This is a genomic window from Mycobacterium sp. IDUB_21 (assembly GCF_055419425.1).
On the sequence record NZ_JBVAXQ010000006.1, the window covers coordinates 61,190 to 74,807 of the forward strand.

At 69.1% G+C, this 13,618-nt stretch carries 13 protein-coding genes; 7 read left to right on the forward strand and 6 right to left on the reverse strand.

All coding sequences use genetic code 11. The features are described 5' to 3' along the window. Position 1: 1 nt before the first annotated feature. Positions 2-952, reverse strand: a complete 951-nt coding sequence (locus ACZYY4_RS11095; RefSeq protein WP_463810040.1) for an acyl-CoA thioesterase — start codon at positions 950-952, stop codon at positions 2-4. Between the two features lie 76 nt (positions 953-1,028). Between ACZYY4_RS11095 and ACZYY4_RS11100 the strand changes: the two genes are divergently transcribed. Beyond that, positions 1,029-2,006, forward strand: a complete 978-nt coding sequence (locus tag ACZYY4_RS11100; RefSeq protein ID WP_463810041.1) for a phosphotriesterase family protein — start codon at positions 1,029-1,031, stop codon at positions 2,004-2,006. A gap of 9 nt (positions 2,007-2,015) precedes the next feature. On the opposite strand, the gene ACZYY4_RS11105 is transcribed toward ACZYY4_RS11100, so the two are convergent. Continuing rightward, the gene (locus ACZYY4_RS11105; RefSeq protein ID WP_463810212.1) at positions 2,016-2,594 is read right to left on the reverse strand and encodes a TetR/AcrR family transcriptional regulator; all 579 of its coding nucleotides are present in this window, start codon (positions 2,592-2,594) and stop codon (positions 2,016-2,018) included. A 91-nt stretch (positions 2,595-2,685) separates the two neighbouring features. On the opposite strand from ACZYY4_RS11105, the gene ACZYY4_RS11110 reads away from it, so the two are divergent. Then, positions 2,686-4,023 (forward strand): oxygenase MpaB family protein, encoded by a 1,338-nt coding sequence (locus ACZYY4_RS11110; RefSeq protein WP_463810042.1) that lies wholly within the window; start codon positions 2,686-2,688, stop codon positions 4,021-4,023. Here the strand turns inward: ACZYY4_RS11110 and ACZYY4_RS11115 are convergent. Beyond that, complete coding sequence (locus ACZYY4_RS11115; RefSeq protein WP_463810043.1) at positions 3,960-5,150, reverse strand: acyltransferase family protein; 1,191 nt, start codon at positions 5,148-5,150, stop codon at positions 3,960-3,962. The genes ACZYY4_RS11110 and ACZYY4_RS11115 overlap by 64 nt on opposite strands. Positions 5,151-5,255: 105 nt before the next feature. Between ACZYY4_RS11115 and pgfA the strand changes: the two genes are divergently transcribed. Both pgfA and ACZYY4_RS11125 read left to right on the forward strand, forming a co-directional pair. After that, positions 5,256-6,527: a cell envelope lipid trafficking protein PgfA gene (gene pgfA, locus ACZYY4_RS11120; RefSeq protein WP_463810044.1), complete on the forward strand. Its 1,272-nt coding sequence runs from the start codon at positions 5,256-5,258 to the stop codon at positions 6,525-6,527. Between the two features lie 6 nt (positions 6,528-6,533). Continuing rightward, positions 6,534-8,324: an MmpA family trehalose lipid delivery protein gene (locus ACZYY4_RS11125; protein WP_463810045.1), complete on the forward strand. Its 1,791-nt coding sequence runs from the start codon at positions 6,534-6,536 to the stop codon at positions 8,322-8,324. Here the strand turns inward: ACZYY4_RS11125 and ACZYY4_RS11130 are convergent. Together ACZYY4_RS11130 and ACZYY4_RS11135 are read right to left on the reverse strand one after the other, a co-directional pair. Beyond that, positions 8,321-8,746, reverse strand: coding sequence for a thiol-disulfide oxidoreductase DCC family protein (locus ACZYY4_RS11130; protein WP_463810046.1), 426 nt, complete (start codon positions 8,744-8,746; stop codon positions 8,321-8,323). The genes ACZYY4_RS11125 and ACZYY4_RS11130 overlap by 4 nt on opposite strands. Positions 8,747-8,770: 24 nt before the next feature. Then, complete coding sequence (locus ACZYY4_RS11135) at positions 8,771-9,925, reverse strand: glycosyltransferase family 4 protein (RefSeq protein ID WP_463810047.1); 1,155 nt, start codon at positions 9,923-9,925, stop codon at positions 8,771-8,773. 44 nt (positions 9,926-9,969) lie between these two features. Here ACZYY4_RS11135 and ACZYY4_RS11140 point away from each other — a divergent pair, with 44 nt between their 5' ends. Genes ACZYY4_RS11140 through ACZYY4_RS11150 form a run of 3 tightly spaced genes read left to right on the forward strand, consistent with a single transcriptional unit; the run spans position 9,970 to position 13,092 of the window. After that, entirely contained in the window at positions 9,970-10,737 is a 768-nt protein-coding gene (locus ACZYY4_RS11140) for a class I SAM-dependent methyltransferase (RefSeq protein WP_463810048.1), read from the forward strand. A 54-nt stretch (positions 10,738-10,791) separates the two neighbouring features. Then, positions 10,792-12,261, forward strand: a complete 1,470-nt coding sequence (locus ACZYY4_RS11145; RefSeq protein WP_463810049.1) for an aldehyde dehydrogenase — start codon at positions 10,792-10,794, stop codon at positions 12,259-12,261. A 60-nt stretch (positions 12,262-12,321) separates the two neighbouring features. Beyond that, positions 12,322-13,092 (forward strand): hypothetical protein, encoded by a 771-nt coding sequence (locus ACZYY4_RS11150; RefSeq protein ID WP_463810050.1) that lies wholly within the window; start codon positions 12,322-12,324, stop codon positions 13,090-13,092. A 4-nt stretch (positions 13,093-13,096) separates the two neighbouring features. Here the strand turns inward: ACZYY4_RS11150 and ACZYY4_RS11155 are convergent, their stop codons facing one another. Next, complete coding sequence (locus ACZYY4_RS11155; RefSeq protein ID WP_463810051.1) at positions 13,097-13,591, reverse strand: hypothetical protein; 495 nt, start codon at positions 13,589-13,591, stop codon at positions 13,097-13,099. Between the last annotated feature and the right edge of the window lie 27 nt (positions 13,592-13,618).

Genomic DNA, 13,618 nt, shown 5'->3' on the forward strand with positions numbered 1-13,618 from the left:
GCTACCTCGCCTCGGCGCGCCGCAACACCTCGGCGAGCTCCAGCGCGTGCCGGTCCAGCCGACGATCCTCGTCGGTGACCGGACTCCACTGCCGCACAGTCATCGCGCGACCCTCGTCGCCGAGCTCCGCGAACAGCGCCATCGCGTGCGCCGCGATCTCGCCGGCACCAGTGCGCACGTCGGACGAACGAACATGCACACTGACGTACAACCGCCTGGCCGAGGTGTGGATCAGCCGGGCGCGGACCTCGATCATGTTGCCGATCACGATCGGCCGGTAGAAGCGAATACCGGTGATCCGCGAGGCGACCACCTGTGCACCGGTCCACTGCGAGGCGCACAGGAACGCGCCCTCGTCGATCCAGCGCATCACCTTGCCGCCGTGCACTTTTCCGCCCCAGTTGACATCGGTGGGCGCGGCCAGGAATCTCAGTACCGCGCACGGCGCCGGACTGTCGTCGCTGTAGTGCTGAGCGGTCAGGGCGGCGTCGATGTCGGCGCGCATCGCGGCGCGGTGCCGGGCCGCGTCCTGCAGGCGCTGCTCCCGCTCGGTCCGGGGGGTGAAGGCCGGCACCGTAACCGGTTTGCTGTCGTCGTCGACCGCGATGAACACCGCCAGGCACTGCGCTGTCCGGGTGAGATCCCCGGTGCGGGGATCACCGGAAGCGACGGTGATGGCCAGATGCATGCTGCTGCGACCGGTATGCGCGATGCGCGCATTGACCTCGACGAGTTCCCCGGCTGCGATGGGCCTGGTGAAGCGGATGTCACCGATGAACGCGGTCACGCAGTACCTGCCACTCCACTCCGCCGCACACGCGTAGCCGGCTTTGTCCACCCACTCCAGCACATGCCCGCCGTCGATCCGGTCGCCGTAGCCGACATCGGTCGCCTTGGCCAGGAACCGCAGCGTGGTGCTCGAACGCGGCTGCACCGCCCCCTCAGATGTCATGAACATGCCCTTCGACGGATCAGCACCTGACACCAATTCTCGGTGCAGATTGCCGGTATCTCCCTAGTATCAAGCCATGTCACAGCTGAGTACCGCGCGCGGACCGATCGACACCACCGACCTGGGCGCCACCCTGATGCACGAACACGTGTTCATCATGACCACCGAGATCGCCCAGAACTACCCGGAGGCCTGGGGCGACGAGGACGCCCGGGTGGCCGACGCGATCACCCGGCTCAACGAACTGAAGGCCGCCGGGGTCGACACCATCGTCGACCTGACCGTGATCGGGCTGGGCCGCTATATCCCGCGCATCGCCCGGGTCGCCGCGGGCACCGAGCTGAACATCGTGGTGGCCACCGGCGTCTACACCTACAACGACGTGCCGTTCTTCTTCCACTACCGGGGCCCCGGCACCATGCTGGACGGCCCGGAGATCATGGCCGACATGTTCGTCCGCGACATCGAGTCGGGCATCGCCGACACCGGGATCAAGGCCGCAATTCTCAAGTGCGCCACCGACGAGCCCGGCGTCACTCCCGGCGTCGAGCGGGTGCTGCGCGCGGTCGCTCAGGCCCACCGGCGTACCGGGGTACCGATCTCCACCCACACCCACGCCGGCCTTCGCCGCGGCCTGGAGCAGCAGCGCATCTTCGAAGAAGAGGGGGTCGATCTGTCCCGGGTGGTGATCGGACACTCGGGGGACTCGACCGACCTGGGCTACCTGGAGGAGATGATCGCGGCCGGGTCTTACCTGGGCATGGACCGGTTCGGCATCGATCTGATCCTGCCGTTCGAGGACCGGGTCAACACGGTGGCCCAGCTGTGCGAGCGCGGCCACGCCGACAAGTTGGTGCTCTCCCACGACGCCAACTGCTACTTCGACGCGCTACCAGGCGAACTGAGTTCGGTGGCCGCCCCCAACTGGCACTACTTGCACATCCACAACGACGTGATCCCGGCGCTGCGCCAGCGCGGCGTCACTGACGACCAGCTACGCACCATGCTCGTCGACAACCCGCGCAAGATCTTCGAGCACCCCGGCGGCTACTGAGGTCGGTCACTACGACTGGGATCGGCTCCCGGCGTTGAGCTCCAGGGCACGAAGCAGCGCTTGCAGCCGCTCGGGCGTGGCCTGCTCGGGATCGCTGAGCCGCAACTGCAGCAGCTCGCGACCGACGGCGTAGACGATGCGGGCGGTGTAATCGGGGTCCGCCAGACCCGGAACGCTGCGCAGCAGCTCCCGCGCGAGGAACCCGCGGACGGCGGCCTCGGCACGGGCCAGACGTTCATGCAGCTCCGGCGGCGCCCCCTGGGGCGGGAACAGGAACAACCGCCAGGTCGCCGAATACCCGTCCGCGGCCCGCAGCACGCCGTCGAACACCCGCGCGAGAAAACCCTCGGCCTCGGGGTTTTCGCTGCCGGTGATCGCGTCGGCGAACTGCGCCGCCGCCCGGCCTGCTTCCCGATCGATGAGCGCGACGAAAAGGCCTGCGGGACTGCCGAATTGCTGGTAGATCAGCGACCGGTTGACGCCGGCCGACTCCGCTACGCGGTTCGGCGTGGCCGCATGGAACCCCTCGGCGTCGACGATCGCGTGGGTGACGTCGAGGATCTGTTCGCGTCGCGCCTCGCCTGTCATCCGCCGGCGGCTGATCGGGATCACGCTTGACAGCATAACTAACAGTCTGTTAGCTGTAACTAACGAAATGTTAGTTAATCGGAGGTCGTCTGTGCCCACGTCGTCGCTTCATTACCCCGAGCTGCACGAGCGGGTCCGCCGTCAGGCCGAGCTGCTACCGGTGCTCTACGGCGACCTGGACTTCGACGTGCAGCCCTACCGCACGACGACCGACCCCGACGAGGTGTCGTCCCTGCGCGGCCGCCCCGCCACCCGTGCCAAGCTGCTCGCCGACGACCGCGTCGTCGAACTGGTCTCGACGGCGACCTGGCTGGGCGACATCGTGGCGGACTCCTATGCCGCGCTGATGGGCGAATACAGCGTCAGCACCCTGATCAGCATGCTGCAGCTGGCCTGCCGGGAGGGCATCGACGCGGTGCCCGACGCACCACAAGAACTGGTGGCGTTCATCGCGGACATCGAAGCCATCCCGGACTGGCTGGACATGGACCTGGTGCGTCAGGGCGCCCGTCAGTCCCGCATCCCGATGGCACTGCTGGCGCCGTTCATCACCCGAGGCGCGTTCATCGCGACGTTCATCAACACCTACGCGGCCCTGCCGATGGCGTTGACCGGGGCGCTGACGGGCAAGCGCGCCGCCCGGCGGGTCAACGAGACCACCAGCTTCTTCGCCGTCACCACCCTGCCGGGCGCGCTGGAGCGGCACGGCCCCGGCTTCGAGGCCGCGGCCATGGTGCGCCTGATGCACTCGATGGTGCGGTTCAACGCGCTCAAGCGCTCCCCGAAGTGGGACATCGGCATCTACGGGCTGCCGATCCCGCAGGTCGACCAGATGCCCGCCGGCATGATCAACCTCTACGTGCTCGCGATGGGCGCCCGCCGCAAAGGCCGCACCGAGTTCACCGCCGAGGAGCGCGCCGAGGTCGAGTTCACCCGCTATCGCTGCGTGCTGCTCGGCCTGCCCGAGGAGCTGTTGCCGGCGACGCCCGCCGAAATCATCCACGTGTTGAGCGCCCGCTCGGCGCTGCTGCGCGACGACTTCGATGACGCCACCTGCGGCGAGATGGTCCGCTCGACGATGGCCGCCTACCTGCGCCCCGAGGACACCCGGCGCGAACGCATCGCCGACGCGGTCGAGAAGAGCTACAGCAAGGCAGCCTTCGTCCGGTTGTTCTGCGGGGGCGACCGAGGCCTCGCCGCCAAGATGGGCGTCACAGTGAGCACCGGCGACTACGCCCGGATCGCCGTCACCGCGCCCTTCCTGCTGGGGCGACTGCTGCTGGTAGCGCGTGCCAGCCGCACCCCGGGACTGCGCCGTGTCACCGACGCCTACGTGATCCGGCTGCTCAAGAAGCGGCTGGCGACCTACGGCAAGGCCGAATTCACCAGCGACGCTGCTGAATACACGCCGTCCGGCAGAGCCGCCTGAGGGGCATCGGGGCGCGGGGCGCGATGCCGGGTCTCCCAACCGCGCAGCTTCTCCCGGCAGGGCTGTTCCACCAGGGCGTAGCTGACCGCAGCGATCGCCACGGTGAACACCATCGTCAGCACCAGCACCACCGCCATGTCGCCGGTGAACGCGAATCGCCCGATCACCGGGAACACCATGTCCAGGGCGGCCAGGTGCCAGATGAAGATCCCGTAGGACCAGCGGCCCAGCGTCACCATCGGTGCGCTCGCCAGAAACCGGTGCTCGGTGTCGGGCCGGTCCAGCACCAGTGGCGCCAGCAGCGCCCAGGCCAGCACCCCGCCCATCGCGGTGCGCACGATGAACTGGCCGACAGTGGCCGAGGACAGCCCCTCCGGGCCGGCCAGCGGTGAGGCGGCCACCAAATACGCGGCCAGGGTCAGCAGCGCCATCGGCAGCCGGCGGCGGGCCAGTCGGTGCACCCAGGTGACCGGGCTGAACGTCCACTCGGCCAACAACATGCCCGCCCCGAACCAGCAGCCGTAAGCCGGCGCCCAGTTCAGCGGGTTCACCCCGTAGGGGGTGTGGATCGGCAGAAATCCCCAGCACAGGCTGAGCAGCGCCACGCCCATGATCACCGGCACCCGGGCACGGACCGGCAGTCGCCGCGCCCCCAGCGCCAGCAGTGGCAGGGCGATGTAGAAGCTGACCTCCACCGCCAGGCTCCACATCTGGGTCAGTCCCGGCGTCAGCGTGAGCGGCACATAGATCTGCGTCATCGTGAGGTTGGCCAGCCACACCGTCAGGCTGGCTCCGCCGGCGTCGGGCAGCAGCGCCAGGATCACCACCACCGACACCAGGTAGGCCGGCATGATCCGCACGATGCGCGACCTCAGGTAGTGCCCGGCGGAGGGCGCTGCACGCAGCCCACGGGCGGCCCCCGCGTGCCCCCGCCACAGCAGGAAGCCGCTCAAGGCGAAGAACACCGCCACGGCCATGTCGAAACGCCCCCACAGCCGGCCGGTGAACCCCGAGGAGTGCCCGGTCTGAAATGCCACGTGAGTTATGACCACGCCGATGGCGGCGCAGGCGCGCATACCCTCCACCGCGGGCAGGAAGCTGCGTACGCCACCCACCTGCGGGTTCATCGGATTACGGTCCAAAGCATCAATGGACACACAGTAGCTGTTTGAACTTCTGCTGTTAGGGTCAAACAGATTTAGGTGCGGGTTGACAAAGGAGGATACGGCGACGTGAACCGAGCAGTCATGATGCGTATCGCGGCATGCGCAGTCATGGGCCTCGGCGCCGCCATGCTGATCGCGGCACTGCTGCTGTCCACCTACACGGTGGGCAAGATCGCCAAGATCCCGCTCGATATCGACGTCACCCTGATCAGCAACGGCAGCGGCGCGGCACTGGACCCGGAGTCCCTCGGTGAGGAACACGCGGTCGTCGACCAGGATGTGCCGCTGGTGGCCCAGCAGCAGATCGGTGTCGAGGCACCCGCCAACGCCGACGTCGTGACCCTGCAGGCCGGCTCGTCGCTGCGGCGCGCGGACAGGCAGAAGGACAGCGGCCTGCTGCTGGCCATCGTCGACACCGTGACGTTGAATCGCACCACCGCCGAGGCGATTTCGGATGACAACCACCCCGGTGGCTCAGTGCAGCGGCCGCGCAATTACGAAGACGACAGCCCGCCCACCAACATCGCGCTGCCGCACGAGGGACTGTCCTACCGGTTCCCCTTCGACACCCAGAAGCAGTCCTACCAGTACTTCGATCCGATCGCGCAGAAGGCCTACGAGGCCAACTACGAGGGCGAGGACGACGTCAACGGACTGACCGTGTACCGGTTCGCCCAGAACGTCGGCTACGACCCGGACGGCAGCCTGTCCGAGCCGGTGCGCTACCCGTCGCTGTACGGCCACGACGAGGATGGGGAGATCACCGCTCCCGCCCGGATGTGGAACATCGAGGGCGCCGACCCCGACGAGGACATCACGATGACGCGGTACTACGCCGCGCAGCGGACGATGTGGGTGGATCCGGTCTCGGGCACCATCGTCAAGTCGAAGGTGCACGCCAACCACTACTACGCACGCGACCCACAGAAGCCGGAGGTCGCACTGGCCGACTACACGGTCGCCAGCTCCGAGGAGACCGTCGAGGCTCAGGTGAACGCTGCCCGCAACGAACGCGACCGGGTCGCCCTGTGGTCGCGGGTCCTGCCGATCACCTTCACCGCCGCCGGGCTGATCTCGTTGATCGGCGGCATCCTGGTCGGCTGGTTCAGCCTGCCCGCCGAGGCGGCGCTGGGCCGGCCCGGCCGGGATGGCTCCGACGGCGGGTTCTTCGGCGGCTTCACGCCCAAGGCACCGTTGCCCGGACACCCTTCGGGCGCCGAGGCCGAGACGGAGAAGCTGCCCACGCAACGTCCCCAGCTGGACCGCCCGGCAACCCCGCCGGAGTCCGGCCCGCCGGATCGCGGTAACCCGGATCCGGCACCCGATCAGCCGTCGTAACCCGCGGTGGTGCGAGCCAGGCGCTGGATCGCGCCGTGCTATGCACTGGGTCTGACGCTGCTAATCCTGGCGCCGTTACTGCGGCCGGGTTACCTGCTGCTGCGTGATGCGGTGTCGACACCACGGTCGTACCTGACCGGGACCGCCCTCGGGCTGCGCGAAGCGGCGCCGCGGGCGGTGCCGCAGGACTTCGCGGTGGCGCTGGCGTCGCGACTGCTGGACGGCGGCGTCGTGGTCAAGGTGCTGCTGATCGCGGGGTTGTGGCTGGCCGGCTGGGGTGCGGCGCGGCTGGTGGTCATGATGCTGCCGGACGCCGGGCTGCCCGGTCAGCTGGTGGCGATCACCGTCGCGATCTGGAATCCCTATGTGGCCGAGCGGCTTTTGCAGGGGCATTGGAGCTTACTGGTCGGGTACGGGTGCCTGCCGTGGGTGGCGGCGGCGATGCTGGGGTTGCGCGTCGGGAGCGGCGGATCTATGCGGCGGTCCCGGCTTCCGCTCACCTCCGCCGGCCCGGGGGCCGACTCCGGCGAGCCTCGCCGAACCGCCGGGTTGTTCGGGTTGGTGTTCTTCCTGGCGCTGGCCGGATTGACCCCGACCGGGCTACTGCTGGCCGCCGTGGTGGCGCTGGTGTGCGTTGCGGTGCCGGGGTCCGGGCCGCCGCGGTGGTGGTGTGCGACCAGCGTCGTGGCGATCGCCGGCACCGCCGCGCTGCCCTGGCTGATGGCCTTGATGGTCGGCCCGGGGTCTGCACACGGCGAGTCAGCCGGGGTGACCGCGTTCGCGGCTCGCGCCGAGCCGGGCCTGGGCACCCTGGGCAGTCTCGCCGGGCTTGGCGGAATCTGGAATGCCGATGCAGTACCGGGTTCGCGGACAACGGTTTTCGCACTGCTGGCGACAGCGGTGTTCCTCGGTGTGGTGGCGCTGGGCTTGCCGACAGTGCGAGACAACCCCGCCGTGCGGCCATTACTGGCGCTGGCGGGTGTGACGGTACTGACGTTCACGATTTTGGCGACCGGCCCGGGGCTGGCGGTGCTGGGCTGGGCGGTGGACGCCGCGCCCGGCGTCGGAATGCTGCGCGACGGCCAGAAGTGGGTGGCACTGGCGATGCCGGGTTACGCGCTGGCCGGGGCCGGCGCGGTAGCGGGACTGCGGCACCGGCTACCGCCGGCGCGGGCGGCACTGGTGTGCTGTGTCGCGCTGATCATTGTGCTGCCCGACCTGGCCTGGGGCGTGGCCGGCCGGGTCGAGCCGGTGCGCTACCCGCCCGGCTGGGCGGCGGTGGCGGCGAAGATCAACGCCGATCCGCGCCCGGTGGCCGTGCTGCCGGCCGACACCATGCGGCAGTTCTCCTGGGCCGGGCCGGCGCCGGTGCTCGACCCGCTGGGCCGGTGGGTGCGCGCCGAGGTGCTGAGCACCGGCGATCTGAGTGTCGGCGGGCAGACCGTGCCCGGTGAGGGCACCCACGCCCGGGCGGTACAACAGGCGCTGCTGTCCGGCGCCGAACCGGCCATGCTCGGCGTGTACGGGGTGGGGTGGGTGGTCAAGGAGTCCGATACCGACGGCGAAATGGGCGCTGCCGCAAAAACTCTGATGCGGTTGCCGATCGTCTACCGTGACTCCGACTTCACCCTGTACCGGGTCGGCGGCCATGCCCCGAAGGTTTCCGCCGGGCCGCGCCGGGCCGCCCTGGCGGCGCATCTGGTTTGGCTGGCGATGCTGGTGGTAGGTGCGGCAGGTCTGGCCGCACCGGCCGTTCGACGCTGGACTGACGCACGCCGGGCTGACCGGTCGTCCTAGATCTCCAGGAAGCGGGCACGCACCTCGGGCGCCGGCAGCGGGCAGGTGTCGTGCCTCCCGCCGAGCCGGTAGCGGACGGCGGCGAAGCGATCGTAGAGCCGGTCACGCAGCCCCGCGGGGATGAGGCGCGCCGCGAGCAGCACCCGGAACGGCCCGCCCAGATAGTCGGCCACCCGCAGGACCGCCGCCGACCGGAGGCTGACCCGCTCATGAGGTCCGCCCGGGTCGTCGACGAACACCATCGAGTCGACGCCCTGCAAGCCCGGATGCCGATCGATCACCGCACCGGCGAAGTCACTGTCCAGGGCCGCGAATCGCAGAGTGCCCTGCCGATCGTTCCGAATGATGGTCTGGACCGAGCGATTGCAGATTCCGCAGACGCCGTCGTAGAGCAGCAAAGGGGCTGCGTGGTCGTCGCTCACCGGCACACCTCCGCCCTATTGCCGTCAGACTACGCCGCTGACGTACCGGCGTTCGCGCACCGCCGCCAGCACCTCGCGCAGCCCATCAGCGCTTTGCTGCCAGGAGAATTCGGCGCTGCGGTCTTGTGCCTTGCTGCCGAGCTGTTCACGTAGCACCGCATCCGCCAACAGGCGGTGGAGCTGCTCAACGAGCTCGTCGCGGTCGTCGACCAGCAGTCCGGTCACGCCGTCGACGATCGAGTCGGACAGCCCGCCGGAGGACCGGTAGCCGATGGTGGGCACCCCGTGCTGGCCGGCCTCGATAACGGCCAGCCCCCAGCCTTCCTTGCGGGACGGCAGCACGTGCACCCAAGCCTGTTGCACCAGTTGGTGTTTGGTTTCCTCGTCGACGTGGCCGTGGAAGGTGACCACGTCGGTGATCCCCAGTCCGGCGGCGTGCTGCACCAGTCGGTCGCCCCACCAGCCGCCGCCGATGATGTCAAGGCGCAGGCCCGACACCCGGGTACGCAGTGCCGCAACCGCATCCAGGGCGTCCTCGATCTGCTTGTGCGGCACCAGCCGGGACAGCACCACCACCCGCGGCCACGGCGCGCGGGGGCCGAAAAGAGTCTGCTGCGGAGCTTCGTCGAGGCCGTTGCGCACCACCGCGATCCGTTCGGCGCCCACCCCCAGCTCGATCAGGTCACGCACCGACGGCAGCGATACGGTCAGATACTGGTTGCGCCGGTTCAGCCACGGCGACAGCCTCGACTCCACGAACCAGCCGATCCGGCTCAGCACCGGCCCGGCCACCGGCCACTGCTCCCGGTGGCAGTGGTGCACCAGTACCGCCACCCGCCGGCCGTAGGCCAGCCTGGCCAGGAACGGCAACCCGTTCTGGGTGTCGATCACCACATCCGGGCGGACTCGTCGCAGCGGCCCGAGGCCCAGCCGCGCGGCGACCATGGCCGCCCCCGCCCGCAGATAGATGGTGTGCCGGCCGCCGCCCCGACTGATCTGCACCCCGTCGACGACCTCGTGTTTGGGCGCGCCCGGGTAGCGGGCGGTGCGCAGCGTGACCGCGACACCGGCGGCGGCCAACTCTGCGCCGAGGCGCTGCAGGTAGGTCTCGCTGCCGCCGCCCTGCGGATGCCCGGTGTCCCGCCAGCACAGCAGCAGGACGGAGCGCACGGCGGACACAGGACTACAGGGTAGTCCCGCAGGCTGCGCTTAGGCTTGGCCCGGTGGCCGCCACCGACCTGTTCGCCCGACGCGCGACGTTGGCCCGTTCGGTGCGCCTGCTGGCCCAGTTCCGCTACGAGCAGACCGACCCGGCCCGGTTCTACAGCGCGCTGGCTGCCGATACCGCCACCCTGGTCACCGACCTGTGGCAGGGCGTCAACGGCGGCGAACCGACCGGCAGAACCCTGCTGGACGTCGGAGGCGGGCCGGGATACTTCGCCACCGCATTCGCCGACGCCGGCCTGCGCTACATCGGCGTGGAACCGGACCCGCGAGAAATGCATGCGGCAGGGCACCGCCCCGCTGATGCGGCCGGCACCTTCGTACGGGCATCGGGGATGGCGTTGCCGTTCGCCGATGACACCGTGGACATCTGCCTGTCATCCAACGTCGCCGAGCACGTGTCGCGGCCCTGGCGGCTTGGTGACGAGATGCTGCGGGTCACCCGACCGGGCGGGCTCGTGGTGCTGTCCTACACGGTGTGGTTGGGACCGTTCGGCGGCCACGAGACGGGCCTGAGCCACTATCTGGGTGGTCGGAGAGCCGCCCGGCGCTACACCCGCAAGCACGGCCATCCGCCCAAGAACAACTACGGTTCGTCACTGTTCGCGGTGTCGGCGGCCGACGGGCTGGACTGGGCGCGCCATACCGGCGCGCTCGTCACGGCATTTCCCCGTTATCACCCGCGATGGGCGTGGTGGATGACCTCCGCGCCGGGCATTCGGGAGTTCGGAGTGAGCAATCTGGTGCTGGTCCTGCAACCCGGCTGACGGATTGACTGCAACGTGTTCTAATCCGCGCGTCCGCTAGGTAGGGTGGCGCCCATGAGCGACTCCAGCACCGAATACGACACCCTGTTCATCGGCGGCAAGTGGACCGCCCCGTCCACCGACCAGGTCATCGAGGTTCGCTGTCCGGCCACCGGCGAGTACGTCGGAAAGGTGCCGCTGGCGGCGAAGGCCGACGTTGACAGCGCAGTCGCGGCGGCCCGTCAAGCTTTCGACTCGGGTCCGTGGCCGTCGACCCCGCCGGCCGAGCGGGCCGCCGTCATCAGCGCCGCGATCAAGCTGATGGAGGAGCGCAAAGAGCTGTTCACCACGCTGCTGGCCGCCGAGACCGGCCAGCCGCCGATGGGCGTGGAGACCATGCACTGGATGAGCTCGATCGGGGCCCTGAACTTCTTCGCCGGCCCTGCGGTCGACGAGGTCAGTTGGGAAGAGATCCGCACCGGCGCCTACGGGCAGACGATCGTGCGCCGGGAACCGCTGGGTGTGGTCGGCGCGATCGTGGCCTGGAACGTGCCGCTGTTCCTGGCAGTCAACAAGCTGGGTCCGGCACTGCTGGCCGGCTGCACCGTAGTGCTCAAGCCGGCCGCCGAGACCCCGTTGACCGCCAACCTGCTGGCCCAGGCGTTCGCCGACGCGGGCCTGCCCGAGGGAGTGCTGTCGGTGGTGCCGGGCGGCGTGGAGACCGGCCAGGCCCTGACGTCCAACCCCGACGTCGACATCTTCTCCTTCACCGGCAGCTCGGGCGTCGGCAAGGAGATCGGCAAGCGCGCCGCGGAGCTGCTCAAGCCGTGCACGCTGGAACTCGGCGGCAAGTCGGCGGCGATCGTGCTCGAGGACGTCGACCTGGCGTCGGCGGTCCCGATGCTGGTGTTCTCCGGGATCATGAACACCGGGCAGGCCTGCGTGGCCCAGACCCGCATCCTGGCGCCGCGCTCCCGCTACGAGGAGATCGTGGACGCCATCAAGAACTTTGTCACCGCCATGCCGGTCGGCGTGCCGAGTGACCCTGCCGCCCAGGTCGGCGCGCTGATCAGCGAGAAGCAGCGCGAACGGGTCGAGGGCTACATCGCCAAGGGCATCGAGGAGGGCGCCCGGCTGGTGTGCGGCGGCGGCCGCCCCGAAGGGTTGGACGGCGGCTACTTCGTGCAGCCGACCGTGTTCGCCGACGTGGACAACTCCATGACCATCGCCCAGGAGGAGATCTTCGGGCCGGTGCTGTCGATCATCGGCTACGACACCGAGGATGAGGCGATCGCGATCGCCAACGACTCGGTGTACGGGCTGGCGGGCAGCGTGTGGACCAGTGACGTCCCGCGCGGGATCGAGATCTCGAGCAAGATCCGCACCGGCACCTATGCGATCAACTGGTACGCCTTCGACCCCTGCTGCCCGTTCGGCGGCTACAAGAACTCCGGCATCGGGCGGGAGAACGGCAAAGAGGGCGTCGAGCATTTCACCCAGCAGAAGAGCGTGCTGATGCCGATGGGCTACACGCTGGACAGCTGAGCGGCCCCGGATCACGCCGCATTGCCGTTGCCGCAACGGTAAGCCCCTATACTGCCGTCCGTGGGTGTGCTGCTGTGGTTTGCACCGTGGGCGGTGTACTGGGTGCTGGTGGGAAATGCGCCGCTGCTGATCGCGGCGGTAGCGGGACTGGCTGTTGCGGTCGCCGTCATGCTCAGCAGCCGCGAGTCATCGGCGCGGCACCTCGGTACCGGGGGCGTTGCGACGTTCGCGGTGCTGGCGGTGCTGCCACTGGTGTTCGGCTGCGCGCAACGGTGGGTGCTGCCGCTGAGTTTCGCCGGACTGTTCGCGGTGTTGCTGACCAGCAAGGTGCTCGGCAAGTCAGTGGCGGAGGCCGTCGCGAAGGCGGATCTGCCTGCGGCAGTGGTGCAAACCGAGTTGTTCGGACCCGTCGTGGACCGGCTGACCTGGATCTGGCTGGGTGCGCTCGCAGCGATGTCGGTATCGGCGGCGGTCCCGCAGATCGCGCTGTCCGACGCCACGCTGCACAACACCGACTCTCCGCTGACCTACCTCTGCTACTGGGTGATCCCGTTCGGGATTCTGGCCGCTGCAGCGATCGCGTCGCGCATCGTGGCGGACCGGATGACCGCCGGCTTCGGGGACGCGGTGCGCAAGACCAGCTTTGTGGCGTTCGTCGATCTGGAGATCGATCAGCTGTACTACCTGGCCACCGAACACGCCAACCGCGAAGTCGGCCCGGGACAGGAGCCCTACAACGTCACCGTCGGCGCGAAGGGGACAGCGTTGCTGGGCGACGACACCCGGGTGTCGTGGCCGTCTACCTACAGGGTTCGGCAACGGCGCAGCTGAGCTCCTACCGGGCCAGGCGGTGCCGGCGGCGGTGTTCGATACAGCGTCCCACCTGGGCGCGGTAAAAATCCTCGTCGCGGCCACCGGCGGTGTACAACCGCGGTCCCAACCGCTCCCGAAGCTCGCCGAGGTTCACGTCGTCGGTGGTCGCGTTCGCCAGCACCCAGTCGACGGCCGCTTCGCTGCCCTGCTCCCGGCAGATCCGGTCGGCCCGCCTGACGGCGACTCGCTTGTGAAACCTGGCGAACCCGGCCTTGCTCCAGGACCGGATCTCACGAGCCTCCAGGTCGAGCAATTCGCGCAAAACAGACAGCGGACCGTCCGGCACCGTTTTGAACGGTGCGGCGTCGACGAATGCCAGTGCGCCATCGGGGTGCCGGATCCGCTCGACATCGGGTTCCACCACCACCGCGCCGCGCCCTTTCGCCAACTCGTGAGCCCATCGGACGATGGCGTAGCCGTGGTCGGGCAGCCGGTACTTGCGGGTGTGGGTGTCCACGCCCTGAAGGGTAGTAACCGGTCGCAC